Source organism: Pseudoalteromonas sp. PB2-1, assembly GCF_045040605.1.
GTDB lineage: Bacteria > Pseudomonadota > Gammaproteobacteria > Enterobacterales > Alteromonadaceae > Pseudoalteromonas > Pseudoalteromonas arabiensis.
This window is the reverse complement of the sequence record NZ_CP090668.1, coordinates 636,996-661,797: the sequence shown is the minus strand read 5'-3', so window position 1 is coordinate 661,797 and position 24,802 is coordinate 636,996. Positions and strand designations below refer to the sequence as shown.

The window sequence follows — 24,802 nt, the reverse complement described above, 5'->3', positions numbered from 1 at the left end:
TAAATTCATAAAAAATAAAGGCGCTTAACGCGCCTTTATTTTTGGTAACTTTTTGCAATGGGCTTGGTACTCATGCCATGAATAAAAACACTAAATAAAATTGTTGTTAAGGTTACTGTAGCAATTTGCTCTTTGTTCACAATATCTGTGTCCATCACCATTAAAGTGAAAACGATAGACGCTAAACCTCGTGGACCAAACCAAGCAAAAGTAAATTTGTCTTTGAGATTTAAATTAGTGAATAGAAGTGAAAGTAACACGGGCACAATTCTAAAAATCGTCACGCTTAATAGCGCATAAAAAACAATTGGCCAAGTAATGTCATTCACAATTAAGTGACCACAAACAAAGCCAAATAAACACCAGATTAATAGTGCAACAAATTCCGCGATATGTTCTGAGTCGTTGACTAATGTTGAACGAATTTTTCTAGGAGCTAAGTAATCAAATAATAGTCCCGCTACAAAAACGGCAATAAAACCACTACCATGAAAATTTTGTGTCAAAGAGAAAATAGCCATTACTAAACCAATCAATAAAAATGGACTGCTATTATTTGCAAAGTAATGACGTGCTAATGCAATTTTTAAAAGTGGAATAAACACTGCTATCGACACACCAGCAATAAAAAGTGCAACACCCAACTCTCTTGCAAAAACGAGTAGGGTATCAACGGTAGTTACCGCACTTTCTGGATTTTGAGCTAATAAAAGTAAAACTAAAAAAATGGGTACGCAAAGGCCATCGTTCAAACCACTTTCTGTATTTATCCCTTCGCGAACTTTTTCTGGTACCGCCGTAGATTCCAAAATACCTTTACTAAGGGCTGCATCAGTCGGCGTTAAAATAATAGCAATCAAAGCAGATTGAAAAAGTGATAACTCAGAAAAGAAAAACAACGCACCTGCAACACCTAACAGTAATGTCATTGGCAAAGCGACAAAGAGTAACAGGCTAGGGTACTGATAACTATGTTTTAATACTGTCAGTTTTGATTTTGCTGCATCGGTAAATAAAAAAATACTTAGAGTTAATTCAACTAAAGGTAAAATTTCACTAAGCCCTGCTTCGCCTAATTTGAACTCACTCGGTAAAAAGTAAGACATTGCAATTCCAACCAACACAAAAAACATTGGCCCGGTTATTTCTGTTCGTTCTAACTGACGAATTGTCAGTGAGTAAAATAACAAAGCTAAACCAACTAATGTGAGTATGGTATATTCCATTAAACTTTCCTTTTAATTCCAGACTTTGCGCGTTCTTTTATATTTGTTTGAATATAAATTTGATCAGTCGTAGCAATTTTTGCATGACCTAAATCTTCCGATAAGTGTTTAAGCGGTCTTGTTTGAGCATCATGAGTTGCACCTGTATGCCTTAACCAGTGAGCAGTTGCCGCTTCAAGTTGTTCCGCATCGTCTTTAAAACCATCATCTAATAATGATTGTTTTGCTAAATCAAAACTTTGCTGTACTAACCGACGAATTTGTCGAACAGTCATGCCACCTTTTCCACGAATTTTGTGTACTAATGGTTCGGCCTCATCAACACGGGGGAGGGCAGGTAAGCCTCGGTATAATCTGTAACGTTTGAGGTAAGTGATAAAATCTTCACTTAAAGTTACATCACGTAATTTGTTACCTTTACCCATAATTCTTAAAAACCAAAAGCCATCATTATCTTGCCAAAAATGTGACATAACCGGCGACCACTGTGGTCTTTCAGATAACTCAGAAATACGTAAATACAAACCTTTCAAACAAGCTAGTGTAAATAAATTTCTTTCTAAATCAGGCTGCTGATCACATAGGTCACGCGTTACACCAAATACATACTCCCATTGAATATCACTGAGTGTATCGGGGATTTTAATTTGCGATTGTACAACTAAGTAAGGACTATTCTTTTTGACAACCGGCACAAAATTAGCAAACGTTTTTTCTTCTAAAATAGCAAACTTATAAAACACATTTAATGCTGTAAACATAGCTGCTAAAGTTTGTTGGCTTGCTATATTTTCTTTATTAATGAAAGGGCGCCAATTAGTATTTAGTTTTCTAATACCTTGTTCATCTTTATAACGCCATTGTACTGAGTTCGATAACCACGCTGAATCTGGTTCAACCATAAAATCAACATAGGCTTCAATATCGTCACGCTTTAGATCAAAAACCGATTTTTCAGCAATCAACCATGCCCATAAACAGAATCGTTCAAGTTCATTTCGAAAGCGATTAAATGTTGCTTCTGATTTTCGGCCATACACATACAAAAATTGATATAGAAAAGTTAAGTCTTTTCTTGATTCAGCAACAGTCAATCCAACTTGATGTATAAAGTGAGCAAGTTCAGGATATTCTGTAGCAAGAGTATCATCTTCAAGATGGGCAATTTGGTAGCGCAATTGTTTAAGTGTATCGACGAGAGCAACGAGCATAATGATTAAATATCTTGTAAAATAACAAGTTATAAGACTAACACAAAGTCCGATACTGTCTAGTATTGGACTTTAAATATTTTTTTATTAGTCTATATTTATCCTAACCATTGCCATACAAATATTCGAGGAATATGTATGAAAAATTTTATTACTATAAGTTTCATTTTAGTTACAACCATCCTTACAGGTTGTGCTACTACAGGTAGTGCATCTCCCGATGAGAAACGTGCTCTAGTACAAAGCATGAAAAATAATACATTAAGTGAGCTTTACGCACAAAAGCCTGATGTAAAACAACAAATTGCTAACTCTGCAGGTTATGCCGTTTTTGATAATGCCAATGTAAATGTTGTTTTAGCTAGCTTTGGTGGCGGCTATGGTGTAGTTAAAAATAATCTGACAGGTAAATCAACTTACATGAACATGGGTGAAGCTGGTTTAGGCTTAGGTTTAGGCGTTAAAGACTTTAATGTAGTCATGGTTTTTCATAACCAAGCCGCAGTAAATCGCTTTATTGAACACGGTTGGGCATTCGGCGGTAACGCTGATGCTGCAGCTAAATATGAAGAAAAAGGTGGTGCTTTAGTTGCGGAAGCAATTGCAGACCAAGTTACGGTTTATTCTTTAACCGAAAATGGACTTGCACTACAAGCAGTATTAAAAGGCACGAAATTCTGGGTAGATTCTGAGCTAAATTAACCTTTAAAAAACCCTTCTAAAAGTGGGCTAGTTAGCAACTTAACTCCCACTTTTAATTATTCTCACCAATTTAACATAACGTAATTTATGAGCTATCTACGATACCGCAAAGGCGGGTCGCTAGTTAACAAATCAAGTTACCAAGTACCATACTAGTTTTCTGAAAACCTAATTAATATTACCCGTTTTAGTTACTAACTGCATTCGTTTTACGTTACTTGATTAACGAGGTTTTTTAAAATGGATCAATTTAGACACTGCGTTTCCCCTCCCGCCAAAATGAATAAATATGCAAACCAACATTAAGTTTGACTAATATTAATACTCTATCACTATAGAAATATATGAAAGAAGGAGCAGTTTCAAAAAGAGACTCTTAAGTAATATTTTTTATCATTAATGGCTTTTTATGCATGCAAATTTCATCAAAAGTATTAGCAAGTCGCTCAGTTTCATCAAGCACTTGTTGCCAATATTTAATCCGTGTATCAGCATCAAGCTCAGTAAAGTCTTTACGATCAGGGATTTTTCCATAAGGTAGTGTATCAATAAATTCGGCTGATGGAGTGATCATCACCACGTTATCATAGTTACTCGGGGTTATACCGCGCTTTAAGCTTTTATCAAACCACCCTGCTTTAGGGTTGTTATTAAAATGTGGATATAAAATAAGTCCGTCATTATGAATAGTTAGGTCAAAGTGATAATCGATGATACCACCATCACGATATATACCAGGCGGTGTTCCTATTATATTTTTAATGCCTTGCATAACTAACGGGATTGACCCCGAAGCAAGTAAAGCATCGGCTAAATTATCTTCGCTGAGTTCAATAGTATGGGTATTGAAAGTATTGTTATCTGAAAACGATAACTGACTATCCGCCGCTTGAAACACATAACGCTCGTATTGCTTACTTAACAAACGCCTATTCATTCTATTGACTAAGTAGCTTTTAGATAAACCCATTAACTGAATCACTTTGTTTTCTGATGCTGTAAAACCATTCGATTTTGCAACTATAAAGTGGGCTTTAAAAATAGGGTTATGAATGATTTCATGAATACCATCTTCAGCAAATACATAACGTAATAACTCACGAGCTTTTGTAGTTATTTCTTCGGGTTTTGCTTTATTTGATGAGTATCGTGTTTCAGAGTATGACTTTGCTAATCGAGATATTGCAGCAACAGGGTCATTTTGTGCAAAACAGGCAGATCTAAATGCACCAGCGCTTGATCCTAATAAGTTTAAAGGCGTGCTACGGTCTTTAAAAAATTCACCAAATAGATATTTATCCAAACCAAATAATGTAAACCATTTGGGTCCGCCACTTGGCCCTAAAAAGGTATTAAACAAATCGGCAGACAGACCTTGCTCTTGAATTACTTTTGCAGCAGTTGGCCCAGCGTAAATATCTATCATGGTTACTTTTCTCGTTGTTGTTTTAGATTACTTTCGCCAAATACCTTGCTCTGTTTGACCTTGAACCTGTACTTTTTCAGAATCAAAAATGGGTTCTTGGCCTGCATCACGTTGACTATGGTAGTCTTTTGTCACAGATAAGATGGTTGGCGTTAAGCGTATGATAGCGATAACGTTCACCACTGTCATTAAACCTAATGCAATGTCGGCAAGATCCCACACTTGTTTAATGGTGGCCGATGCGCCCCAAATCATCATTGATAAATATAAACAGATATAAATACCACGGCCGAGTTTATTATCTAGTTTAAATAAATGAAGGTTACTTTCTGCATAGGCATAATTTGCAACCACAGAAGTAAAGGCAAATAAACAAATTGCAGCTGCTACAAAGTAAATGCCACCAGCGGCCATATGTGCTGTCATAGCAGATTGAGTTAAGCGTATTCCTTCCATTTCACCACTAATATCAATATCAGCTAATAAAATAATCACCGCAGTACAACTACACAGCACAATGGTATCGAAAAACACCCCAAGCATTTGAATGTATCCTTGAGTGACCGGATGATTAGGTACTGGTGAAGCACAGCCTGATGCATGGGGCACACTACCCGCTCCGGCTTCATTGGAGTAGAGCCCTCGCTGAATACCATTTTTAATTGCTGCGCCCATAGCCCCTGCACCGGCTTCTTGTAAGCCAAAGGCTGAAAGTAAAATATCTTCGATCATTGCAGGCACTTTACCAATATTCATTAAAGTAATTATGATTGCGGCGAGTACAAATAAAATGCCCATGATTGGTACAATCCGTTCAGCAAAGCGGGCGATTGCTTTAAAGCCGCCTAAAATAATAGAGCCTGCCAGTATTGTGATCACAATACCTGAATACAAAGTTGGAATTTCAAATGCATAATTGAGAGCATCGGTAATAGTATTCGTTTGCATGGCACTGAATGTAAAGCCATAACCAAGGAACAAGCAAAAGGCAAAACACACCGCAAGTGCTTTGCTGCCTAATCCTTGTTGAATATAATAAGCAGGCCCGCCTCTAAACTCGCCGTTGGCATCCCTGACTTTATAGACTTGCCCAAGTACGCTTTCGGCAAAGCCAGTAGCCATGCCAAGAATGGCAATCACCCACATCCAAAATATTGCACCGCTGCCACCTAACGAAATAGCAACGGCAACCCCTGCAAGATTACCTGTTCCAACACGGGCTGAAAGACCAGTACATAAAGCTTGAAATGAGCTAATTGAGTTTTTGTCTGTATTACTACTCGACTTTAATAAGCTAAACATATGGCGAAACTTAACCAACTGAATCGCTTTTAGCCTTACCGAAAACCAGATTCCGGCAAACAGAAGAATATAAATAAGAATTTGGCCCTCTCCCCAAAGAAGACCATTGATTGTTGATACAGCGGTGTTAAACATGGCAGCCTTTATTGTTCTTATTAATAAAAAATCACAAAAAGTGAATAGCTAACCACTTTAACTTTATTTACAGATATCTCAAGTAGGCAGTGAGATTAATTAACCAAGTATGCTCTCTACTAATTTAGCAATTGTTGTTGTAGAAATGCACGGCCTGCTGCTAAACCTAATTTATGATCATAACGAAGGTCTGAATCTGTACTACCTAGTAGCTTACTGCGTAGTTTATCGCCTGCAAAAATTTGTGTGATACGGGCATCATTTGGCGGCTTTGCAATAAAATCAAGCTCATCTTGATATGCTTGTTCGTGCTGAACAAGGTAATCAAATGTTTTGGGGCAATAGCCTGATACGCGAACGAGTGTCTTTAGCTTATTAACCCATTCAGATTGCACTTGAAAGTTTTCATCAACAGTACGAATAACCACAATATCGCGGGCACCACGATTATAGGCTTCTTTCACGGGTAAAGGTGCAGCTAGGCCACCATCTAAATACATATCATGCACTAAATCAGTATTAGAGCTTTGAATAATGGCATCATTTGCGGCTTTGGTTGTTAACCAAGGAGTTAAGTTAACACCATCTTTATATAAAAAAGGTAATGCGCTTGATGCTTTTAGTAGGGCCAACCATTGCATGTCTTCACCATTTGGACTCAAGTAATAGGGTTTACGGTCAGCGGCATTAGTCGTTGTGATCAACAGCTCGCGATTACCTAGGCTTTGTGTTGCTGTTTTAAAATCTAAGGCACGGTTTACTTCTTTGGTTTTGTCAAAATACCAATCAAGATCGACAATGCTTTTACCAAACAGCCCGCGGCCAAGTTGAAAAAAACGTTTATGACGAGAAAGCCCTCTGATCAAACGTTTTGCGTAGCCTTTTTGACGCGCTAAATAACTTGTTAAGTTTTGTGAGCCTGCTGATGTGCCGATGAATAAATCGAATGGGTCATAATTATTTTCTAACCACGCATCGAGTACACCTGCGGTAAAAATCCCTCGTTGCCCACCACCCTCAGCGATTAATGCTGTTTTTGTTTGTGGTTCTACTGCGGCAATTTTTTGAGATTTCACGGTGCACCTTCCTAGGGTAATGGTTAATAAATGTATTGTATAAAGTTAAATTCAATCCTTAAAACGGAATAATTAAATTGATTCAATCTATAAAACCGTTTACAAAATGAGTGCTAGGACTTAAGTAATGCGCATAAAATTCATTACACGCATTCACTATTTGGCCAATCCGTATTAGTGCATGATACTTGCTAATAACTCCAGCGCATGTTGCCTGTCACTCAATTCATACAGGTCATTTGTAAAGATAAACTCATCAACCTGTAGCGTTTGTTTAATCATACTCAGCTTATGCTTAACACTCGCTTGATCACCGACAACTGAAAGCCCTAAAAAGTTTTCAACTTGCATTTTTTCTTGTGCTGTCCATAACCCTTCCATAGTTTGAACAGGTTCTTTAAGCCAAAGTGGTTTGCCGCGCATAAGTGCTAAAATACGTTGTTTTGCGGTGGTTGCTAAAAACTGTGCTTGTTCGTCAGTATCAGCTGCAACAACCGGTAAGCCAAGCATAACGTATGGCTTATCTAACACCTTCGATGGTTGAAACTCTCTGCGATACAAAGCTATGGCATCTTCAACAAAGCGCGGTGCAAAATGACCTGCAAATGCATATGGCAACCCTTTTTTAGCTGCAAGCCCAGCACTATAAAGGCTTGAGCCCAGTAACCAGATAGGGACATTGGTGTTTTCACCTGGAATTGCGCGTACAGGAGAATCACCTTTATATGGGCCAAGTAAACCTTGAAGTTCAGTTACTTCATCATTGAAGTGCTCAGCGCGTTGTTCGTCACGACGTAAGGCACGGCTGGTAATTGGGTCACTACCTGGGGCACGGCCTAGACCTAAATCAATGCGACCTGGGTATAAACTTTCTAGGGTACCAAATTGCTCAGCAACAACCAGCGGTGGGTGGTTAGGTAACATCACCCCACCCGCACCTACGCGAATATTCTGAGTTTTTCCTGCGATGTGACCTATCAATACTGAGGTTGCAGCACAAACGATACCACGCATATTGTGGTGCTCTGCCATCCAAAACCGATTAAAACCAAGTTTGTCGGCTGTTTGTGCATAACTAACACTATTAGCTAGTGTTTGCGAAACTGTTTCGTGCTCTTTCATTGGGCTCAGTTCAAGCAATGAAAAAGGCGTGTTGGTAAGGTCTGACATTCACTCTCCAAAATCTAACTCTTTATAGTTAGTTAATGAGAGCGAACGGCTATTTTTCAAATGCTAATTAGGCACGGCTTTGTTGCTGTTTTTCCACCTTTAGGCCATCAGCATCAATTCCACGTTTCCAATAGGCCGATGCAACAATGTGTTCACGGTCAATTTCAAAACTACTTGTCAGTAAACGGCGAATTGCCTTAACCAAGCTTGCTTCTAATGCCATAAACACCATAGGTTGCGTGTTATAACCAACACATAAGCGTGTTACTTGGTCGAGCAGATCTGTTTCTGGCTCATCTGTAACTAACCATTCAACACGATGTTGGGTGTGTGCTTTAATTTGCTCAAGCTCAATGATATCTGCTTTATCAGCTACATGAATAATGGCATCGACAGTGGCATCTTGCGGTAATGCTTGTAAGTAGCCATTTATTGCGTTTACTGAGGTTAGGTCTGCCAGCATTAGGTAATGTGTTTGCGTAAAGTCAGTGAGTTTTTTAAGCCCTGGGCCAGCAATACCTACCTCGTCGCCTACTACCGCACTTTGTGCCCAGTTGGTTCCAACACCCTGATGTTGGTTAACCACAAAGTCGAGAGTAATGGCACCGTTCACAGGGTTAATATCGCGGATAGTATAAGAGCGCATTAATGCAGGGTGTTCAGCGTGTAAATCAAGTTCAACCTTAGATTCACCGGCATGCGGGAATAAGACCTTTACATACGCACCTTTTGCATCTTGAGGGAAATCTGCAAACTCGTCTGAGCCAACGACAATTCTTTGTAGATGCGGGGAAATACGTGTAGTACTTAATACGTTTGCACAACGAACTTTTCTAGCCATGTTAGTCTCCTAGCTGGTTAAATTGCACAACGCCCAAATAGTTGATATAGTCAACTATACGCTTTTAATTGACTTTGTCAACTAATTACAACTAGGTGGACCATGCCACAAACCTCTCTTTCTTCTGCTTTATTTACACTGGCACAAAGTTACCGTGTTACTGTACGTGAAGCAATAAATGCCAATGAGCTTGGCCTTAACGCATTGCATGTACGCTGCTTGCACATTATTGCTGAAACACAGCACTGCACTGCGAACGATATTGTTGCCAAAACGGGGCGTGATAAAGCGCAAATAGCACGCTTGGTAAAAGAGCTTATAAAGCTAGAATTGGTGTCTAAATGTGCCGACAAAAATGATAAGCGCTGCTTGATTTTGTCGTTTACTGAGCAAGGTAAAACCCTGTTTTCACGCTTACAAATTGCAGAGAAACAGGTTGATTCCAAGCTTTGTGAAGGATTAACTGAAACACAAATAACTGAATTCATATCAACAGCGACAACAATGATCAACAATATTAAAAACTAGATTAAATTATTACTTAAAAATTTGCGTATTGACCTCGCGTTAAAGTCATAAGATCTTTTGGATTTAAGGCAATCTCTAACCCACGTTTACCTGCGGATACATAAATGCTTTCAAAGCTTTTTGCACTAGTGTGAATATAGGTTTTTAGTTGTTTTTTTTGTCCAAGCGGGCTTACTCCACCCAGAATGTAGCCAGTTGATTTTTCAACAGCCTGTTGCGCAGCCATCTCTATTTTTTTTACTCCCGCAAACTTAGCTAACATTTTTAGGTTAAGCTGCTGGCTCACAGGCACCACGGCAACGAATAGGTTCTGAGTATTGTCTTCGACAACTAAGGTTTTAAAAACCTGTGCTGCGGGTAAATTTAATTTCTCAACGGCTTCTAGTCCAAACTGCTTTTGATTTGGCTCATGCTCATAAGAAAGCACATCAAATTTAATTCCTTTTTTCTTCAACAAGTTGATTGCTGGTGTCATTAATTCTAGTCCAAAAGTTACTCTGTAATCATTTTGTTCAACATAACATAAAATTCTTAATAAAGAACGAATCGTACTAGGGTATGAATTTTATAATCAACTAGACTAATAGAACCAATCGTTTTAGGACAATTGTCATGTTGAAATCACATACTCTGTATTGGTTAAAGCAAATATTCATTCTTTTAACTTTTTTCTTCGCTATTAACTTTGTGTGCAATGAATATATACGATGGAATACTTTTGTAGATTGTCAGAATAAATGTCAGTTACTCGGAATTGAAAAAGGCAGAATACAAAAAACTCAATATGATGACGACGTAACACTTTGCAGATGCTTAGCTAATAGCGACTACTACGTGGTTCTAAATTGAATATTTTAAACTACTAGATTAATTTTTTAGTAATAAAAAAGGCGCTTATCAGTAAGCGCCTTTTTATTAACTAACCAAATTTATTTAGTTAAATCATCAAAAAACTTCTTCACACCGTCAAAGAAACCTTTCTCTTTAGGGCGGTTTTTCGAACCATCTTTCCCCATGCTTTGCTCAAGCTCTTCAAGCAACTCACGTTGACGATCGTTTAGGTTAACAGGCGTTTCAATGACCACTTTACAAATCAAGTCGCCTTGCGCACCACTGCGAACCGATTTCACACCCTTACCGCGCATACGGAACATTTTGCCCGTTTGGCTTTCTGAAGGGATCTTAAGTTTTGCTCGACCATCCAGTGTGGGGACTTCAATTTCGCCACCTAATGCAGCGGTGGTGAAACCAATAGGGACTTCACAATAAAGGTTATTACCATCACGTTGGAAAATTGGGTGTTCACGAACAGAGACCTGAACATACAAATCACCTGCAGGGGCACCATGCATACCTGCTTCACCTTCACCAGATAAACGAATACGGTCGCCCGTATCTACACCCGCAGGGATCTTAACAGATAAAGTTTTGGTTTTTTCTACGCGACCTTGACCATGACAGCTGTCGCATGGATCAGAAATAATCTGACCTGTGCCCTGACAAGTTGGACACGTTTGCTGCACAGCAAAGAAGCCTTGACGCATTTGAACTTGACCAGCACCATGACAGGTAGTACAGGTTTTTGGTTTAGAGCCCGCTTTTGCACCGCTGCCATCACATGGTTTACAGCTAACCCAAGTTGGCACTTTAATCTCTACATCTTTACCACGAACTGCCTCTTCAAGGCTTAGGTCCATGTTGTAACGTAGGTCAGCACCACGTTGTTGGCGAGATTGACGGCGGCCACCGCCACCAAAAATATCACCAAACACGTCGCCAAAAATATCACCAAAGTCACCGTGACCGCCACCAAAGCCACCATGACCGCCACCGCCATTTTGATCAAAGGCGGCGTGACCGTATTGATCATACATTTGACGTTTTTGCGGATCAGTCAGTACTTCGTAAGCTTCTTTTACTTCTTTGAACTTTGATTCAAGTTCTTTATCGCCCGCGGTACGGTCTGGATGATATTTCATCGCTAAGCGCTTATACGCTTTTTTGATGTCTCGTTCGCTTGCATCTTTGCTTACGCCGAGAACTTCATAATAATCGCTTTTTGACATATGTATCACACTACTCTTTTTAATGCAGTTTTACTGCATGAGGGCAAACAGAGTTTACCATCTATATACATGCAAAAGGCGCGTCAAGCGAATTCGCTGGCGCGCCTCAATGATTCATCCTAACTTAAATAGCACAATAAAGCAGCTAGTTTTAAATTAGGCAGAAGCGTTACGAGCAATTACTTGTCGTCTTTCACTTCTTCGAACTCTGCATCAACAACGTCATCATCTTGCTTAGTAGATGATTGTTGCTCACCAGCATCTGCACCGCCTTGCTGTTGCGCTTTAGCTTGTGCAATTTCCATTAGCTTTTGTGATTTTTCAGCAAGAGCTTGAGTTTTCGCTTCAATCTCTTCTTTATTATCACCTTTAATCGCCGTTTCTAGCTCTGTAAGCGCAGCTTCGATTGCTTCTTTATCTTCAGCTGGTAACGCGTCACCTGCTTCTTCGATTTGCTTACGTGTACCGTGAACCATTGCATCAGCTTGGTTACGAGTCGCTACTAGCTCTTCGAATTTTTTATCTTCTTCAGCATGTGCTTCAGCATCACGAACCATTTTCTCTACTTCATCATCGCTTAGACCTGAAGAAGCTTGGATTGTGATCTTCTGCTCTTTACCTGTATCTTTGTCTTTTGCAGATACATGTAAGATACCATCAGCATCAACATCAAAAGTTACTTCGATTTGAGGTGTACCACGTTGTGCTGGGCGGATACCTTCTAGGTTAAATTGACCTAGAGATTTATTATCGCTTGCACGCTTACGCTCACCTTGTAGTACGTGAATCGTTACCGCTGATTGATTGTCTTCCGCTGTTGAGAAAACTTGCGATTTCTTAGTAGGAATCGTGGTGTTTTTCTCGATTAGAGCTGTCATTACTTGACCCATAGTCTCTATACCTAGCGATAACGGAGATACGTCAAGTAGTAGTACGTCTTTAACGTCACCAGCTAGTACGCCACCTTGAATCGCTGCACCTACTGCAACTGCTTCATCTGGGTTAACATCTTTACGTGGGTCTTTTCCAAAGAACTCAGCAACTGTTTTTTGTACTAAAGGCATACGTGTTTGACCACCAACAAGGATGATGTCATTTACGTCGTTTACTGATAAATCAGCATCAGCTAGTGCGCGCTTAAGTGGCTCAATTGACTTAGTGACTAAGTCTTCAACAAGTGACTCAAGTTTTGCACGAGTAACTTTAACGTTCATGTGCTTAGGACCTGTTGCGTCAGCAGTCACGTACGGTAAGTTAACTTCTGTTTGCTGTGCAGAAGAAAGTTCAATCTTCGCTTTTTCAGCCGCTTCTTTAACACGTTGCATCGCAAGTGGATCAGTTTTAAGGTCGATACCTTGGTCTTTCTTGAACTCTTCAACTAAGTAGTTGATAACACGGTTATCGAAATCTTCACCACCTAAGTGAGTGTCACCGTTAGTTGCTAGAACTTCAAACGTGTGCTCGCCTTCAACTTCGTCGATCTCGATGATAGAGATATCGAAAGTACCACCACCTAAGTCGTATACTGCAACAACGTTTTCACCTTTGTTTTTATCCATGCCGTATGCAAGTGCAGCGGCAGTTGGCTCATTGATAATACGTTTAACTTCAAGACCCGCAATACGTCCAGCATCTTTAGTCGCTTGACGTTGTGAGTCATTGAAGTATGCAGGAACTGTGATTACTGCTTCAGTAACCGCTTCACCTAAGAAATCTTCTGCTGTTTTCTTCATTTTTTTCAGCACTTCTGCCGAAATTTGTGGTGCAGCACGTTTCTCGCCACGTGCTTCAACCCATGCATCACCGTTATCAGCTTTTACAATTTTAAAAGGCATGATACCGATATCGCGTTGTACTTCTTCGTCTTCAAAACGACGACCAATTAGACGCTTGATTGCAAATAATGTGTTAGTTGGGTTAGTTACTGCTTGGCGTTTTGCAGGTTGACCAACTAATGTTTCACCGTCTTGCGTGTATGCAATGATCGATGGTGTTGTGCGATCGCCTTCCGCGTTTTCGATAACGCGTGCTTTATCACCGTCTAGTACTGCTACACAAGAGTTAGTAGTACCTAAATCGATTCCAATAATTCTACCCATGAATCTTCTCCAACTTCAAAATTCGTTAAAACGTTCGATGACTAGTAAATAGGGGTGCAACAAACTGAATTCAACTATTAAAATGAAAAAAATTTACTTTTTTTTGAAATATTTTCCAAATGGGCATTTTTTCCTCAAAAAGAGGTGTTTTCTTAGCTTCATTGCAGGGAAGCAAACTGGTCTGATCACTTTTGCTATGCTATAACCAACAATATAATAATAAATGTTAAGGAAAGTTATGCATTTTGAACAATTACTCGCCAAAGCGAGTGAACTAGGCTGCGACAGAACAAAAGTAATGCAGTTCCCAGAAAACTGGTGTCAGGGTCGTACAGCCTTTGGCGGGTTATCAGCCGCTTTATTATATCAAGCGATGCGTCAACATATTAATAGCTCTCGTCGCTTACTGTCTTTAAGTACTAACTTTGTAGGACCTTTAATTGCTGATACTGATTTTTCCATTGATGTTGAAGTTTTACGCGAAGGTAAAAACAGCGCACAAGTACTAGCTAGAATAATCCAAGATGGTGATGTCTGTATTATTACTCAAGCCTGTTTTGGTGCTAAGCGCCAATCCACTGTACGTGTTGATGTAACTAAAACTATGCAGCTTAAACCTGTCGATGAGCGTTTTGCCCTGCCTTACAAAGAAGGAGAAATGCCTGCATTTTTTCAACATATAGCACTGTGCTTACAAGACGGTAATATGCCGTTTTCTGCTGCTGACACCTCGCATTTAAGTGGCTGGATGAAATTAAAACATACACCCGAGCAAATGAATGAGGCACAAATCATTGCCCTTGCTGATGCTTGGCCACCAACCCTATTACAAATGTATAAGCAACCTGCACCAGCAAGTAGTATGTCATGGTACCTTGAATTTGTTGAGGAACCGAACATCGCGCATGATGCGTGGGTTGGTTATGAGGCAATCACTCACCACAGTAAAAATGGTTATGGCCTTGAAGATGGTTGTATTTGGAGTGAAGACGGTAAACTCATTGCGCTAAGTCGCCAAACAGTTGCTTTATTTGCGTGATTCAGGACGGAGTAACTGCGCATATTCAGTGCCATCTAGGCGGATAATTGCTTGATATTCGCCTGATGCAATAATCTTATCTAAACCAAGATTAAAGCTTTCTTTAAGTGCTTTGTTAGAAAAGTATGCCGGTCTTGGGGCTTCTTTAAATATAGGGTGAACAACAAAAGGAAGCACCTTGTTGGATTGTTTATACTTTTCTAAGTAAAAGAGAAATACGCGTCGATCCATTATTATAACATCAACCCACCCCTTCATTAGATGATCGACTTGTGCCTGTTGGTTTACTACTTCATCATAGGAAGCCAAGTTTTCTGTGACCGACTTAAACGGTTGCTCGATAAAATTAACAGCATTTTGAAATGCTAAGACACTCTTACCTGCAAGATCAAAAATTGATTTAATAATAAATTCGTTGCTAGCCAAACTAAGAGCTACATTTTGATACATAACAAGCGGCTCGCTTTTATGGATACCCGCTATTGCCATCGGAGGAAAGTTAAGAACAATATCAACCTTACCTTGCAATAACAGCTGCTCAGCGCGTTTGTTAGACATATAATGTATATCGAGTTCAGTAATACCTTGTGCTTGTAATGCTGCTTTTAGAATCTCAATTTGAATACCGCTGTTCGATTGTTTAACAATGTAAGGAGGTAAAAATGAGCTTGCTGCGACAATAATCTGCTTTTCATGGCTCTGTTGAGAGAGACTCTCAGTTGTAAAACAGAACAAAAATAACAAAAGTATTAACGTACGGCTCACTTTCCACCTTAAAGTTTTAGTTTAGAATATTTTCAACGGCTTAAGATAGATACTAGCCCATAACCAAGAAGCTTGCATTTGTATTTACAGGATAATTGGTGCAGAATTAACTAAGTTCTTGTTTAAGAGTAGCAAAGTTTGCAAACAGCATGTCCAAGTTGTGATCTTGTCATCGAGATACCGTACCTTAGTGCTAAACAAATGGCTGTATGCCCTCACTGTAATACTAAACTGTCAGTTTCAAAAGCCAATCAAGACAGTAGTGTTGTAGCGCTTAGCTTAAGTGCTATTTTGATGCTTCTCAGTAGTATGTTTTACCCTTTTTTATCATTTAGCAGCAGCGGTATAACACAAACAATTACTCTTCCTGACGCAGCTCGCATTTTATTTAACTACGACAATGACTTCTTAGGACTCTTTATTGATACAAGTATCATTGGCCTACCTATGTTACTTTTAGCTTTGATCATCCCCTTACACTTAGGTTTACTTAGAGCTTTACCCTATCTATGGGGAAAACGTTTGTTAAAAGTTACCTTTGCTCTTGAACCTTGGATAATGTCAGAGATATTTTTGATAGGTGTTATGGTCAGCATGGTGAAGATTATGTCGATGGCAGATATCGCATTTGGCGTTAGTTTCTGGTCTTACGTTGCTTTTGTTGTCTGCTATGTTGCAGCAACGACACGTATAAACAAACAGCGCTTATGGCAACAATTAAAAGAACCTATTTATATTGAGCAAACACAACCTAATACCAGAGCCATTGATCAAGGCCTTAAAGCCTGTCATGTCTGTGGTCAATTATGTAATACAGAGGTTTGTTCTCGCTGCCAAACTAAAACATTTAGCCGCAACCCTAACAGCATTCAAAAAGCGGCTGCATGGTTAATTACCTCTGTTGCGTGTTATATACCCGCCAATGTCTACCCGATTATGTATACGACTAGTTTAGGAGATGAAACACCGTCAACTTTGATTGGTGGCGTTATGATTTTATGGGCGAGTGGTTCATACCCCATTGCTATAATTATATTTCTAGCCAGCGTTGTTGTGCCTCTGGCAAAAGCGCTAGTGCTCAGTTTTCTATGCTTTATGGTCACCCGCCCTGCTAATAGACAAACGAAGAATTACACACGTGTTTATCAACTAACTGAGTTTATAGGTAAATGGTCAATGATTGATGTCTTTGTGGTGGCAATTTTAGTAGCCTTAGTGCAGCTGGGGAACTTAATGTCTGTCACACCTGGTATAGGGACCGTTTTTTTCACAACTATGGTTATTTGCCAAATGCTTGCAGCCCACGCATTTGATCCTCGATTATTATGGGATAGCCCTGCTAATTTAAAAACAGCTAAACAAGAGAATTTGGTATGAGCGAAGCAGCAAAAATAAAAACCGCGCCTAATATTTCCGCTATTTGGATTATACCACTCGTGGCACTGTTAATAGGCGCTTGGATGCTATATCAGTATCAAGCAAATCAAGGCACAACTATTTATATAAAAATGCCTCACGCTGAAGGAATTGTCGCCGGTAAAACCGAAATTAAAGTTCGTAGTGTAAAAATAGGTCAAGTTGATCATGTAAGGCTATCGGACAAGCAAAATAGTGTCATTGCCCGTGCCCAGATAGATAAACATTATGAAGATTTACTCACCGATGATGCCAAAATATGGGTAGTAAAACCACGAATTGATGACACAGGTATCAGTGGCATGAGCACGCTATTATCGGGCGTATATTTAGAGTTTTCACCTGGTGAAAGCAAAAAATTGGCAGATGATTTTGAGCTTCAAGACGAACCAGCCTTGATTGCTAACAACGTCAAAGGGGGGCGTTTTACCTTATTGAGCTATAACGCCGAAGTACTAGACGTCAGCACAGGAATATACTTTAAAGACTACAAAATAGGCCAAATAGAAACCGCAACTTTCGATTGGAAAAACCAAGCAATGAAGTATGGTATTTTTATTAATGAGCCCTACCAAAACTTAATTACATTGAATTCTATTTTTTGGGTAAATTCAGGTATTGAAATTGACCTCTCTGCGGATGGTATTAATGTCAATACAGGTTCACTAAGTAAGCTGCTAAAAGGTGGCATATCTGTTGGTATACCTGAGCAACAAACACCCGGTGAAGTTGCCACTAATGGTCACAGCTTTTCATTGAGTAACAGTTACAAAGCTGCGCTTGAAGAACGTTTTTATGACTTTGACTACTATTTGATTGAATTTGAGCAATCGATTAGAGGCTTAAGAGCCGGTGCCCCCGTTGAATACAGAGGAATGCGAATAGGCACTGTGGTTGAAGCACCTGCCAGTGTAATTATTGATGGAAAACCAGCACACTTTAGAACAGATAATACCGCAGTACCTACGCTCATAAAAGTTGAATATGGTCGCTTATACCACGACAGCACAGCCGCACGTGAGTTTTGGCATTCAAGTTTAAATGGCTGGGTAAAAAGTGGTCTTAGAGCCTCTTTAAAACCAGGAAACCTGTTAACAGGTGCAGTTTATGTCGACTTAGATATATACAATAACGCTGAACCAGCAAGTCTATCAAAGGTAGCTGAGTATACGGTATTTCCAAGTATATCCAGTGGTATTACTGTTATTGCTGATCAGGTTTCGGATGTTTTAAATAAAGTAAATAATTTAAAAATTGAAGATAGCTTAGCGCAAATGCAAACCACCTTTTCAGAGTATCAAGCGCTTGCCCATGACATGAGAGATTTACTTAATAAGCAAGATACGCAAGACCTACCAGGCGATATAAATCGCAACTTTGCTGAAATGACCCAAAGTATGCAGCAGTTTGATAAGACCATGAAACAGTTTGAAAAGACTATGGCAAGTTACCAACAGGGTTCAGCGTTTCACCAACAATTGCAGACCACTCTTTCTGAGTTTAAACGCTTAAGTGAAGAGCTACAGCCCCTAACGCGTGGCCTAAATCAGCAACCAAATATGTTGATTTTCGATAAGGACCTTCCTGCTGATCCGACACCAAGGAAACAATAATGAACTATAAACTAATTACTTTTATAAGCTCGCTATTCGTATTATCTGCATGTAGTCAAACTTCATTCTCTACCATACAGTATTACCAATTCTCGCAACCTATAACTGCGATGAAACGTCTGATTGACGATACCCAAGCTCAACTTAGAGTTAACACGGTACAGCTACGTGGTTCATTAAATAATCGTGGTATTGCAATGGTACTCGATAATAACCGCATAAATGCTGCGAATTATCATCTATGGAGTGAGTCACCAGACTTAATGCTAACAGCAAGTGCCCACCAAGCACTCTATACGAAGTTAAAAGATTGGATGGTCATTAAAGGATTGCCCGTCATTACGGATATTGATCAGCAAACTTATTATGAATTAGAGTACGAGTTACATCATTTTAATGGTGATCAAAATGGTAATGCGAATATCGCAGGGTTATGGCGCTTATATTACACAACGCCAGAATCAGGTAGACAGCTTAAAGCAATAAACTATTTTAACAAGTTAACCCCTCTTGAAGAAGATGATTATCAAGGTCTAGTTATAACTTTAGAATCAACATGGCTTGAAGTTAATCAAGAAGTCGGCGCTGAGTTATCAAAACTTAGTCTTTAAAAGAACCTTTAGAGGTTGGTGATCTTCATTAATAATGAGATTGCCAACTTCTTCAAATGCCAATTTTTTCAGCACTTTTTGCGAAGCTGTATTTTGTATTGATGTTATCGCAGCTAACAAGTCAAAATCATTCACATACTCTTTTGATAACATTAAATCTGCCGCTTTTGTAGTGATGCCCTGTCCTTCATACTCAGCTAAGAGAGCAAAACCTATATCAGGAATAGCCAGTGCATCTCGTTGAAATAGCCCAATCATTCCAACGGGCGTTTCGTCAGCTAGGCAGACAATATAACAGCCCAAGCCATTTTGCTGATGACTATTGATAAATGTTTGTTGTATGTAATGCTGAGCTTGTGCATGGGTTTTGATATCTTTATCACCAATATACTTCAGAAACGATGCCTGATTTAACAGTTTCAAAATAAAAGCATCGTCACTGGGGTAACCTGCACGTAAGAAAATATCGGTCACAACAAACTCCTAATATACTCTACTAACAACATCTGAAGTAAAATTAAGACAATCAAGCACACGTTCCTTTTGAACGTGAGAAAGCTCATCAAGGTTAAAATACCCATAGTCAGTATGCTCGTCACTTAGGGTTATTTCTGCATGTTCAGGCAAAAAAGCTCTAAATATAAATGCATGGGAATTAAACGCTGTGTGGTAATAAACACCACTTAAGTAGGCAATCTGTACATCACAATTTAGTTCTTCATGGCATTCGCGTATGAGTGCGTGATGAATGGTTTCGCCCTTATCTAAAGCGCCTCCAGGTAACCCCCAACTTTTTTCTCCATAACTAGCTTTCAGTAATAACACCTGACCGTCTGAGTTAGTGATTACCGCATGACTACTTAATCTGTATGTATCTGAAAAAGCCATATAAACCTCGTTAAACTAATCGCTAGCCTAACATAAATACCGCAATTAAATTAATTAGAATAAGAGAAAAATTCTTATTGACTAAATTAAAATTCAGGATTATTTTTCGTACGATGTTTTGGGCAAAACAAAAGCAGTATATCCTCTATACTGTCTGGCGCCAGCCAACGCAGGCACTTTCCCTATGGGTCCATAAAAGTGTGTTCGCGTAAAGCAGTTACTTGAGTTGAAAGACTTTTGATTTCTGTAAGCAATCTCGCATTGCTTAACTGTGTGAAAAATGTAATGCAAGAACCTTCTGCGTTAAGTTTACTACCTCCTATATTGGTGGTGGTTTTGGCCGTATTTTTACGCCGCCCTATATTATCTTTACTTATTGGTGCTTTGTTTGGGTTAGCCATGCTAGGCCCTACCACTGTATTGTCTAATTTTGCAGATATCTCGTTAAAAGTAATGCAAGACGAAACCATTGCTTGGCTTATCTTAGTATGCGGTGGTTTCGGTGCTCTCATTGCTTTATTAGTGAGGACTGGTGGCGCAAGTGCATTTGCTGAATTTGCATTAAAATTTGCAAAGGGACAACGTTCATCACTCGTTATGACATTTGTGTTAGGCGTTATTATTTTTATAGACGATTACCTTAATGCGTTAACGGTGGGTGAAACCATGAAACGTATCACCGATAAATTTAAAATCAGCCGTGAAATGCTCGCCTATGTGGTCGACTCAACAGCCGCGCCTATCTGTGTACTAGTACCACTATCAACATGGGCGGTATTTTTTGGCGGTTTGTTGGTTGATAATAATGTTGCCTCTGAAGGGCAAGGTATTGCTGTTTATATTCAGGCTATTCCATATATGCTTTACGCTTGGTTTGCAGTAATAGTGGTGTTACTTGTGAGCTTAAACATTATTCCTGCCTTTGGCCCGATGAAAAAAGCACAACTTCGTGCCATGAATAGTCAAATCGAGGTAGCCAATAGTCAGTATAGTGATGTGCAAACTGCTGATGAATATGCAGTAAAAGCGGCTGAAGAAAACTTCGAGACAGCGGCAAGTAATGGCAAACTCTATAACTTTTTAGTTCCCATTATTTTGTTGGTAGCATTCACAGTCTATTTTGAGATTGATGTATTTAAAGGCTTGCTCGCAACCTTTGCCAGTGTACTACCCTTTTATATGCTGCAAAAGCTAATGACGTTGTCAGAGCTAATAGAACGTATGCTGGATGGATTTAAAAGTATGATCCCCGCAATTGGTACTGTAGTCGCTGCATTTATTTTCAAAGATGTGTGTGACCAGTTAATGCTGCCACAGTATGTTATTAATACATTAAGCCCTTATATGACGGCACAATATCTACCTGCCGTGGTATTTTTAGCCATGGCTGTGCTTGCCTTTGCAACGGGTTCAAGCTGGGGGATTTTCGCGGTTACTATCCCTATAGTTATGCCTCTTGCCTACGCAATTGATGCGAATATTCCTTTGGTGATTGGCGCATTACTCTCGGCTTCTTCATTTGGCAGCCAAGCGTGCTTTTATTCTGATTCAACGGTACTGGCAGCACAAGGGTCTGGTTGCGATTTAGTGAGCCATGCTATTACTCAACTGCCTTATACCATATTGGCAGCAACAGCTGCATTGGTTGGTTTTTTGCTTATAGCATAAAAACAAAAGCCCAAGCATTTGCTTGGGCTTTGATTTATTAAAATATACATCCTATTTTTGGAATTGGATCCCTTTGTAATAGGTCTCTAAGTTATCAACTTTAATCTGATTTTCCAGATCAGCGAATGGCTTGTCCGCAAATTTACTACCTCGCAGCTGAATATTCAATCGCGGTGCTTGGTCATTTAACATCGTTTTCTTATAATAATCTTTAAGATCGGCTAAGGTTACTTTTTCAACCTCAGCAATCAGTTTTTCTTTAGAATCGAAGTTAAAGTTTTCACGATACCAATCCGAGATTAAAGGAGCCATTTCATCGCCAAGATTTTTAGGCTGCTCTTTTAAAGACACAAGCGTGGCGTTCTTAAGCTGCATAAAGGTGTCTTCAGTCATATTATCAAGCTCAACTGCGTATTGCTTTTTAAATTCATCAAAACGCGCTTGCATTTCTTTTGGACCTTTAACTGGCGTTTGGATATAAAGCCCCAGCGCTGAATAATCTTCAATTGGGCGGGCTAGAGCGCCGACCGCATAGGCAAGTTGTTCTTCAGTACGTAGCTTATCAAAAGCGACTGTTCTGAAGTGGTTTTGTAACACTTGAGCTTGTGCTTGCTGCTTATAACCTGGAGTCGGGTGAACAACCATATCGATAACTGCAACGTCAGCGACAATAATATCTTTTTGTAACACAATGCGCTCACCTAGCTTCGGCAACCACGCTTTGCTGCGAGCAAAGTCAGATTTTTTATGAGTCTGAGGTAAGATAGCAATCAATTTATTAGCAATCGAGTTCACATCGTCTTGATTATAGTTACCGAAGGAAAATACACGGAGATCATTAGCGGCAAGTGTCGATTGTTTAATCGCAGCAAAATCAGCGAGTGTTGATGCATTAGCTGCTGCAATTAAGGTTTCCGTATCAAATTTACCGCTTCGTGTTAATTTCGAGTATTCTCCAAACGCTTGATAGAAAGGAAACTGTTGCTGTTGGTTCAATAAATCACGCTTATAGCGGTCTATTGCTTGTTCAAAGCCTTCTTTAGATACGTCTAACTGTAAGTTTTCAAGTGCTTGTGCCAATAAAACATCTTGTTTATCAGTAAAGCCACTTAAAGATAGAACCAGACCATTACTAGGCTGTAGCCCTAAACTCATACCTGCAACAGCCGCTTCTGTGCTTAATTTACTCTGCTGCAAGTTATAGATATCTGCCCAAACTGAGTAAAGTACCTGTGCCTTTGCATCAACCAATGCGTCAGGAGTATTGATATAAACCTCAACAAGACCTTTTGGTTGCTCTGCAAATTGTTGACTTGCTTGACGCCATACCTTAACTCCCTGCTCATCAAACACCAGTTCAGGGTGGGCTTGTTGTTTAAATTCAGCTGTTTTAATTGCAAAGCTTTCAGGTAGTAAGCGGTTTACAGTTGGTAGAGCTAATTCAAACTGACTAGGCTTGTTCCAACTTGCAATTTCTTCTTCACTAATATCTTCTATGCGGTATTTGCCATCATAAAAATGAAGCTGTGAATCAGTATCTTCTTGCTTTGATATATACCAAATACGAAGAGTATCTTCATTTAATTGCGATAACACATTTTGCACAGCATCAGCATCAAATTTTGCAAAATAATAAGGTGCATTGATTGCATTATTCACAGGGAATTTCTGCATACTATCGGTCAAGTTGCTGACATAACTAAACTCATCGCCTTTTTCTAAAAATTGAAACTCATTATTCAAAGAAGTTCGAATTTCATTGAAGTATTTACTATCAACCCCCTGCTCTTTGATTAATGCAATGTACTGCATGATAGTCGCAACTATTTCTTCACGGTTTTGCATGCCAGAATCAGTCAACTCAATATTAACTTTAAGGCTGCCATAGTTGCCATATTGAGTCGGCGCATCGCTTGCAGATAAATGCGAAACCCAGCCTTTATCTCTGAGGATTTGTGCAGGGCTGCCTTGCATTTCATTACTAAGTAAATAAGACACAAAGCGATTTGGTTTAACAGCGAACTCAGCGCTGTTGTCTTTAATAGTAAACTCCAACTCTAATTGTTTAACATCTTCATTTGGGGAGTAATAAACACGTTTACCGCCAGCCTTACTAAAGTCGAGCTTATCAGTCACAGTTGGCTTTTCTATCTGCTTATTTTCAATGTCTGCAAAATACTGCTCCGCTTTTGCTTCCATTTCAGCTAGCGGCCGATTTGAAATCATCGCTACTTTCATGATGTTAGACGAGTAATACTTGTTATAAAAAGCCACGGTTTCTTTATGAAGATTACTGCCCTCTTTATCGCCTAATGTTTCTAGATTACCTATTAAGAATCGGTTTGCAGGATGATCCCCCATCATTTGGCGAGCAAGCTTAAACTGACCGAAAAAATCCATTTCACGACGCATTGACCATTCTGCATTTACGGCATTTTTTTCTTTGTCAGTATATTCAGGATACAGCTTGGGCGATTTGAAAAAATCAGCGAAGCGATCAAGTGCTTCATCGTATGCGTCGTTGTTCACTTTAAACATGTAATTAGTGATATCTAACCAAGTGTAGGCGTTATGAGCTCCACCGTTTTTAGTCATAAAATCACTATACCCCTTAGTATCAGGATATCTTTCTGTACCTAGAAAAAGCATATGCTCCAAATAGTGAGCCATTCCCTGCTGACTCATAGGGTCGTGCAACAAACCAACCCCAACACTCAATGCAGCAGCTGATTTTTCGGCACTTGGATCCGAGATTAAAATCACATCAATTTCATTGGCTAACTTGAGGGTTTTATATTCGCGGGTGTCATTAGGACTAACAATAAGCGATTCTGGAATTAGGTTTGTGTTGGTAGTTTGATTTGGTGTTGAACTACATCCAGCTAAAACGGCAAATGCAATAGCACTCAGGCCCATTATTTTTTTCATTATTTCGTATCCATTAGAAATTGACTCTATTTTTATTTATCATGTGCTTATACAGGTCGCAATTCAATGCTTATTAGGGTATAGACTCTAAA

Annotated in this window: 21 protein-coding genes; 7 read left to right on the top strand and 14 right to left on the bottom strand. The window is 39.3% G+C overall.

The window, feature by feature from the left end; all coding sequences use genetic code 11:
* Window positions 1–35: 35 nt before the first annotated feature.
* On the bottom strand, window positions 36–1,226 hold the full coding sequence (locus L0Z67_RS19910) for a sodium:proton antiporter (RefSeq protein ID WP_237115550.1): 1,191 nt from the start codon (window positions 1,224–1,226) through the stop codon (window positions 36–38).
* Window positions 1,226–2,437 (bottom strand): tyrosine-type recombinase/integrase, encoded by a 1,212-nt coding sequence (locus tag L0Z67_RS19905; RefSeq protein WP_237115551.1) that lies wholly within the window; start codon window positions 2,435–2,437, stop codon window positions 1,226–1,228. Before L0Z67_RS19905 ends, L0Z67_RS19910 begins: the two co-directional genes overlap by 1 nt.
* A gap of 138 nt (window positions 2,438–2,575) precedes the next feature.
* Between L0Z67_RS19905 and L0Z67_RS19900 the strand changes: the two genes are divergently transcribed.
* The gene (locus L0Z67_RS19900; RefSeq protein ID WP_237115553.1) at window positions 2,576–3,139 is read left to right on the top strand and encodes a YSC84-related protein; all 564 of its coding nucleotides are present in this window, start codon (window positions 2,576–2,578) and stop codon (window positions 3,137–3,139) included.
* A 376-nt stretch (window positions 3,140–3,515) separates the two neighbouring features.
* Here L0Z67_RS19900 and L0Z67_RS19895 read toward each other — a convergent pair whose 3' ends face one another.
* The 5 genes from L0Z67_RS19895 to L0Z67_RS19875 all read right to left on the bottom strand — a co-directional run bounded on the left by L0Z67_RS19895 (window position 3,516) and on the right by L0Z67_RS19875 (window position 9,089).
* The gene (locus L0Z67_RS19895; protein ID WP_237115566.1) at window positions 3,516–4,565 is read right to left on the bottom strand and encodes a patatin-like phospholipase family protein; all 1,050 of its coding nucleotides are present in this window, start codon (window positions 4,563–4,565) and stop codon (window positions 3,516–3,518) included.
* A gap of 27 nt (window positions 4,566–4,592) precedes the next feature.
* The gene (locus L0Z67_RS19890; protein WP_237115567.1) at window positions 4,593–6,002 is read right to left on the bottom strand and encodes a sodium:alanine symporter family protein; all 1,410 of its coding nucleotides are present in this window, start codon (window positions 6,000–6,002) and stop codon (window positions 4,593–4,595) included.
* A gap of 119 nt (window positions 6,003–6,121) precedes the next feature.
* Complete coding sequence (locus L0Z67_RS19885) at window positions 6,122–7,078, bottom strand: patatin family protein (RefSeq protein ID WP_237115568.1); 957 nt, start codon at window positions 7,076–7,078, stop codon at window positions 6,122–6,124.
* Window positions 7,079–7,252: 174 nt separating this feature from the next.
* Window positions 7,253–8,248 (bottom strand): LLM class flavin-dependent oxidoreductase, encoded by a 996-nt coding sequence (locus tag L0Z67_RS19880; protein WP_237115569.1) that lies wholly within the window; start codon window positions 8,246–8,248, stop codon window positions 7,253–7,255.
* Window positions 8,249–8,315: 67 nt separating this feature from the next.
* Complete coding sequence (locus L0Z67_RS19875) at window positions 8,316–9,089, bottom strand: siderophore-interacting protein (protein WP_392353365.1); 774 nt, start codon at window positions 9,087–9,089, stop codon at window positions 8,316–8,318.
* A 102-nt stretch (window positions 9,090–9,191) separates the two neighbouring features.
* On the opposite strand from L0Z67_RS19875, the gene L0Z67_RS19870 reads away from it, so the two are divergent.
* Window positions 9,192–9,617 (top strand): MarR family winged helix-turn-helix transcriptional regulator, encoded by a 426-nt coding sequence (locus L0Z67_RS19870; RefSeq protein WP_062567895.1) that lies wholly within the window; start codon window positions 9,192–9,194, stop codon window positions 9,615–9,617.
* 13 nt (window positions 9,618–9,630) lie between these two features.
* Here L0Z67_RS19870 and ybaK read toward each other — a convergent pair whose 3' ends face one another.
* From ybaK to dnaK, 3 genes are all read right to left on the bottom strand, one after another.
* On the bottom strand, window positions 9,631–10,092 hold the full coding sequence (gene ybaK, locus L0Z67_RS19865) for a Cys-tRNA(Pro) deacylase (protein WP_237115571.1): 462 nt from the start codon (window positions 10,090–10,092) through the stop codon (window positions 9,631–9,633).
* A gap of 454 nt (window positions 10,093–10,546) precedes the next feature.
* On the bottom strand, window positions 10,547–11,683 hold the full coding sequence (gene dnaJ, locus L0Z67_RS19860; RefSeq protein WP_062567898.1) for a molecular chaperone DnaJ: 1,137 nt from the start codon (window positions 11,681–11,683) through the stop codon (window positions 10,547–10,549).
* A gap of 179 nt (window positions 11,684–11,862) precedes the next feature.
* Window positions 11,863–13,782: a molecular chaperone DnaK gene (gene dnaK / locus L0Z67_RS19855; RefSeq protein ID WP_062567899.1), complete on the bottom strand. Its 1,920-nt coding sequence runs from the start codon at window positions 13,780–13,782 to the stop codon at window positions 11,863–11,865.
* Window positions 13,783–14,020: 238 nt separating this feature from the next.
* Between dnaK and L0Z67_RS19850 the strand changes: the two genes are divergently transcribed.
* Window positions 14,021–14,821, top strand: a complete 801-nt coding sequence (locus L0Z67_RS19850) for a thioesterase family protein (protein ID WP_392353362.1) — start codon at window positions 14,021–14,023, stop codon at window positions 14,819–14,821.
* Here the strand turns inward: L0Z67_RS19850 and L0Z67_RS19845 are convergent.
* Window positions 14,810–15,586, bottom strand: coding sequence for a substrate-binding periplasmic protein (locus L0Z67_RS19845; RefSeq protein WP_392353360.1), 777 nt, complete (start codon window positions 15,584–15,586; stop codon window positions 14,810–14,812). The genes L0Z67_RS19850 and L0Z67_RS19845 overlap by 12 nt on opposite strands.
* 138 nt (window positions 15,587–15,724) lie before the next feature.
* On the opposite strand from L0Z67_RS19845, the gene L0Z67_RS19840 reads away from it, so the two are divergent.
* The 3 genes from L0Z67_RS19840 to L0Z67_RS19830 are packed head-to-tail and all read left to right on the top strand — an operon-like array spanning window position 15,725 to window position 19,226.
* Window positions 15,725–16,963 (top strand): PqiA/YebS family transporter subunit, encoded by a 1,239-nt coding sequence (locus tag L0Z67_RS19840; RefSeq protein WP_405128742.1) that lies wholly within the window; start codon window positions 15,725–15,727, stop codon window positions 16,961–16,963.
* Entirely contained in the window at window positions 16,960–18,615 is a 1,656-nt protein-coding gene (gene pqiB, locus L0Z67_RS19835) for an intermembrane transport protein PqiB (protein WP_392353357.1), read from the top strand. The genes L0Z67_RS19840 and pqiB overlap by 4 nt, the downstream gene beginning before the upstream one ends.
* The gene (locus L0Z67_RS19830) at window positions 18,615–19,226 is read left to right on the top strand and encodes a membrane integrity-associated transporter subunit PqiC (RefSeq protein WP_392353355.1); all 612 of its coding nucleotides are present in this window, start codon (window positions 18,615–18,617) and stop codon (window positions 19,224–19,226) included. The genes pqiB and L0Z67_RS19830 overlap by 1 nt, the downstream gene beginning before the upstream one ends.
* On the opposite strand, the gene L0Z67_RS19825 is transcribed toward L0Z67_RS19830, so the two are convergent.
* Together L0Z67_RS19825 and L0Z67_RS19820 are read right to left on the bottom strand one after the other, a co-directional pair.
* Window positions 19,209–19,700 carry a GNAT family N-acetyltransferase gene (locus tag L0Z67_RS19825; RefSeq protein ID WP_392353353.1) on the bottom strand — a complete coding sequence of 164 codons (492 nt, stop codon included), beginning with the start codon at window positions 19,698–19,700 and terminating at the stop codon, window positions 19,209–19,211. The two genes, L0Z67_RS19830 and L0Z67_RS19825, sit on opposite strands and share 18 nt — an antisense overlap.
* Window positions 19,701–19,709: 9 nt before the next feature.
* Window positions 19,710–20,114, bottom strand: coding sequence for an NUDIX hydrolase (locus L0Z67_RS19820; protein WP_392353351.1), 405 nt, complete (start codon window positions 20,112–20,114; stop codon window positions 19,710–19,712).
* A 285-nt stretch (window positions 20,115–20,399) separates the two neighbouring features.
* On the opposite strand from L0Z67_RS19820, the gene L0Z67_RS19815 reads away from it, so the two are divergent.
* Window positions 20,400–21,782, top strand: a complete 1,383-nt coding sequence (locus L0Z67_RS19815; protein ID WP_392353349.1) for a Na+/H+ antiporter NhaC family protein — start codon at window positions 20,400–20,402, stop codon at window positions 21,780–21,782.
* A 51-nt stretch (window positions 21,783–21,833) separates the two neighbouring features.
* Here the strand turns inward: L0Z67_RS19815 and L0Z67_RS19810 are convergent, their stop codons facing one another.
* Window positions 21,834–24,710 carry an insulinase family protein gene (locus L0Z67_RS19810; RefSeq protein ID WP_392353347.1) on the bottom strand — a complete coding sequence of 959 codons (2,877 nt, stop codon included), beginning with the start codon at window positions 24,708–24,710 and terminating at the stop codon, window positions 21,834–21,836.
* Window positions 24,711–24,802: the final 92 nt, after the last annotated feature.

Coding starts and splice junctions, on each gene's coding strand:
- L0Z67_RS19870 (WP_062567895.1), top strand. CDS start 9,192: ATGCCACAAACCTCTCTTTCTTCTGCTTTATTTACACTGGCACAAAGT.
- L0Z67_RS19900 (WP_237115553.1), top strand. CDS start 2,576: ATGAAAAATTTTATTACTATAAGTTTCATTTTAGTTACAACCATCCTT.
- L0Z67_RS19905 (WP_237115551.1), bottom strand. CDS start 2,437: ATGCTCGTTGCTCTCGTCGATACACTTAAACAATTGCGCTACCAAATT.
- L0Z67_RS19895 (WP_237115566.1), bottom strand. CDS start 4,565: ATGATAGATATTTACGCTGGGCCAACTGCTGCAAAAGTAATTCAAGAG.
- L0Z67_RS19820 (WP_392353351.1), bottom strand. CDS start 20,114: ATGGCTTTTTCAGATACATACAGATTAAGTAGTCATGCGGTAATCACT.
- L0Z67_RS19815 (WP_392353349.1), top strand. CDS start 20,400: ATGCAAGAACCTTCTGCGTTAAGTTTACTACCTCCTATATTGGTGGTG.
- L0Z67_RS19890 (WP_237115567.1), bottom strand. CDS start 6,002: ATGTTTAACACCGCTGTATCAACAATCAATGGTCTTCTTTGGGGAGAG.
- L0Z67_RS19810 (WP_392353347.1), bottom strand. CDS start 24,710: ATGAAAAAAATAATGGGCCTGAGTGCTATTGCATTTGCCGTTTTAGCT.
- ybaK (WP_237115571.1), bottom strand. CDS start 10,092: ATGACACCAGCAATCAACTTGTTGAAGAAAAAAGGAATTAAATTTGAT.
- L0Z67_RS19875 (WP_392353365.1), bottom strand. CDS start 9,089: ATGGCTAGAAAAGTTCGTTGTGCAAACGTATTAAGTACTACACGTATT.
- dnaK (WP_062567899.1), bottom strand. CDS start 13,782: ATGGGTAGAATTATTGGAATCGATTTAGGTACTACTAACTCTTGTGTA.
- pqiB (WP_392353357.1), top strand. CDS start 16,960: ATGAGCGAAGCAGCAAAAATAAAAACCGCGCCTAATATTTCCGCTATT.
- dnaJ (WP_062567898.1), bottom strand. CDS start 11,683: ATGTCAAAAAGCGATTATTATGAAGTTCTCGGCGTAAGCAAAGATGCA.
- L0Z67_RS19850 (WP_392353362.1), top strand. CDS start 14,021: ATGCATTTTGAACAATTACTCGCCAAAGCGAGTGAACTAGGCTGCGAC.
- L0Z67_RS19880 (WP_237115569.1), bottom strand. CDS start 8,248: ATGTCAGACCTTACCAACACGCCTTTTTCATTGCTTGAACTGAGCCCA.
- L0Z67_RS19910 (WP_237115550.1), bottom strand. CDS start 1,226: ATGGAATATACCATACTCACATTAGTTGGTTTAGCTTTGTTATTTTAC.
- L0Z67_RS19830 (WP_392353355.1), top strand. CDS start 18,615: ATGAACTATAAACTAATTACTTTTATAAGCTCGCTATTCGTATTATCT.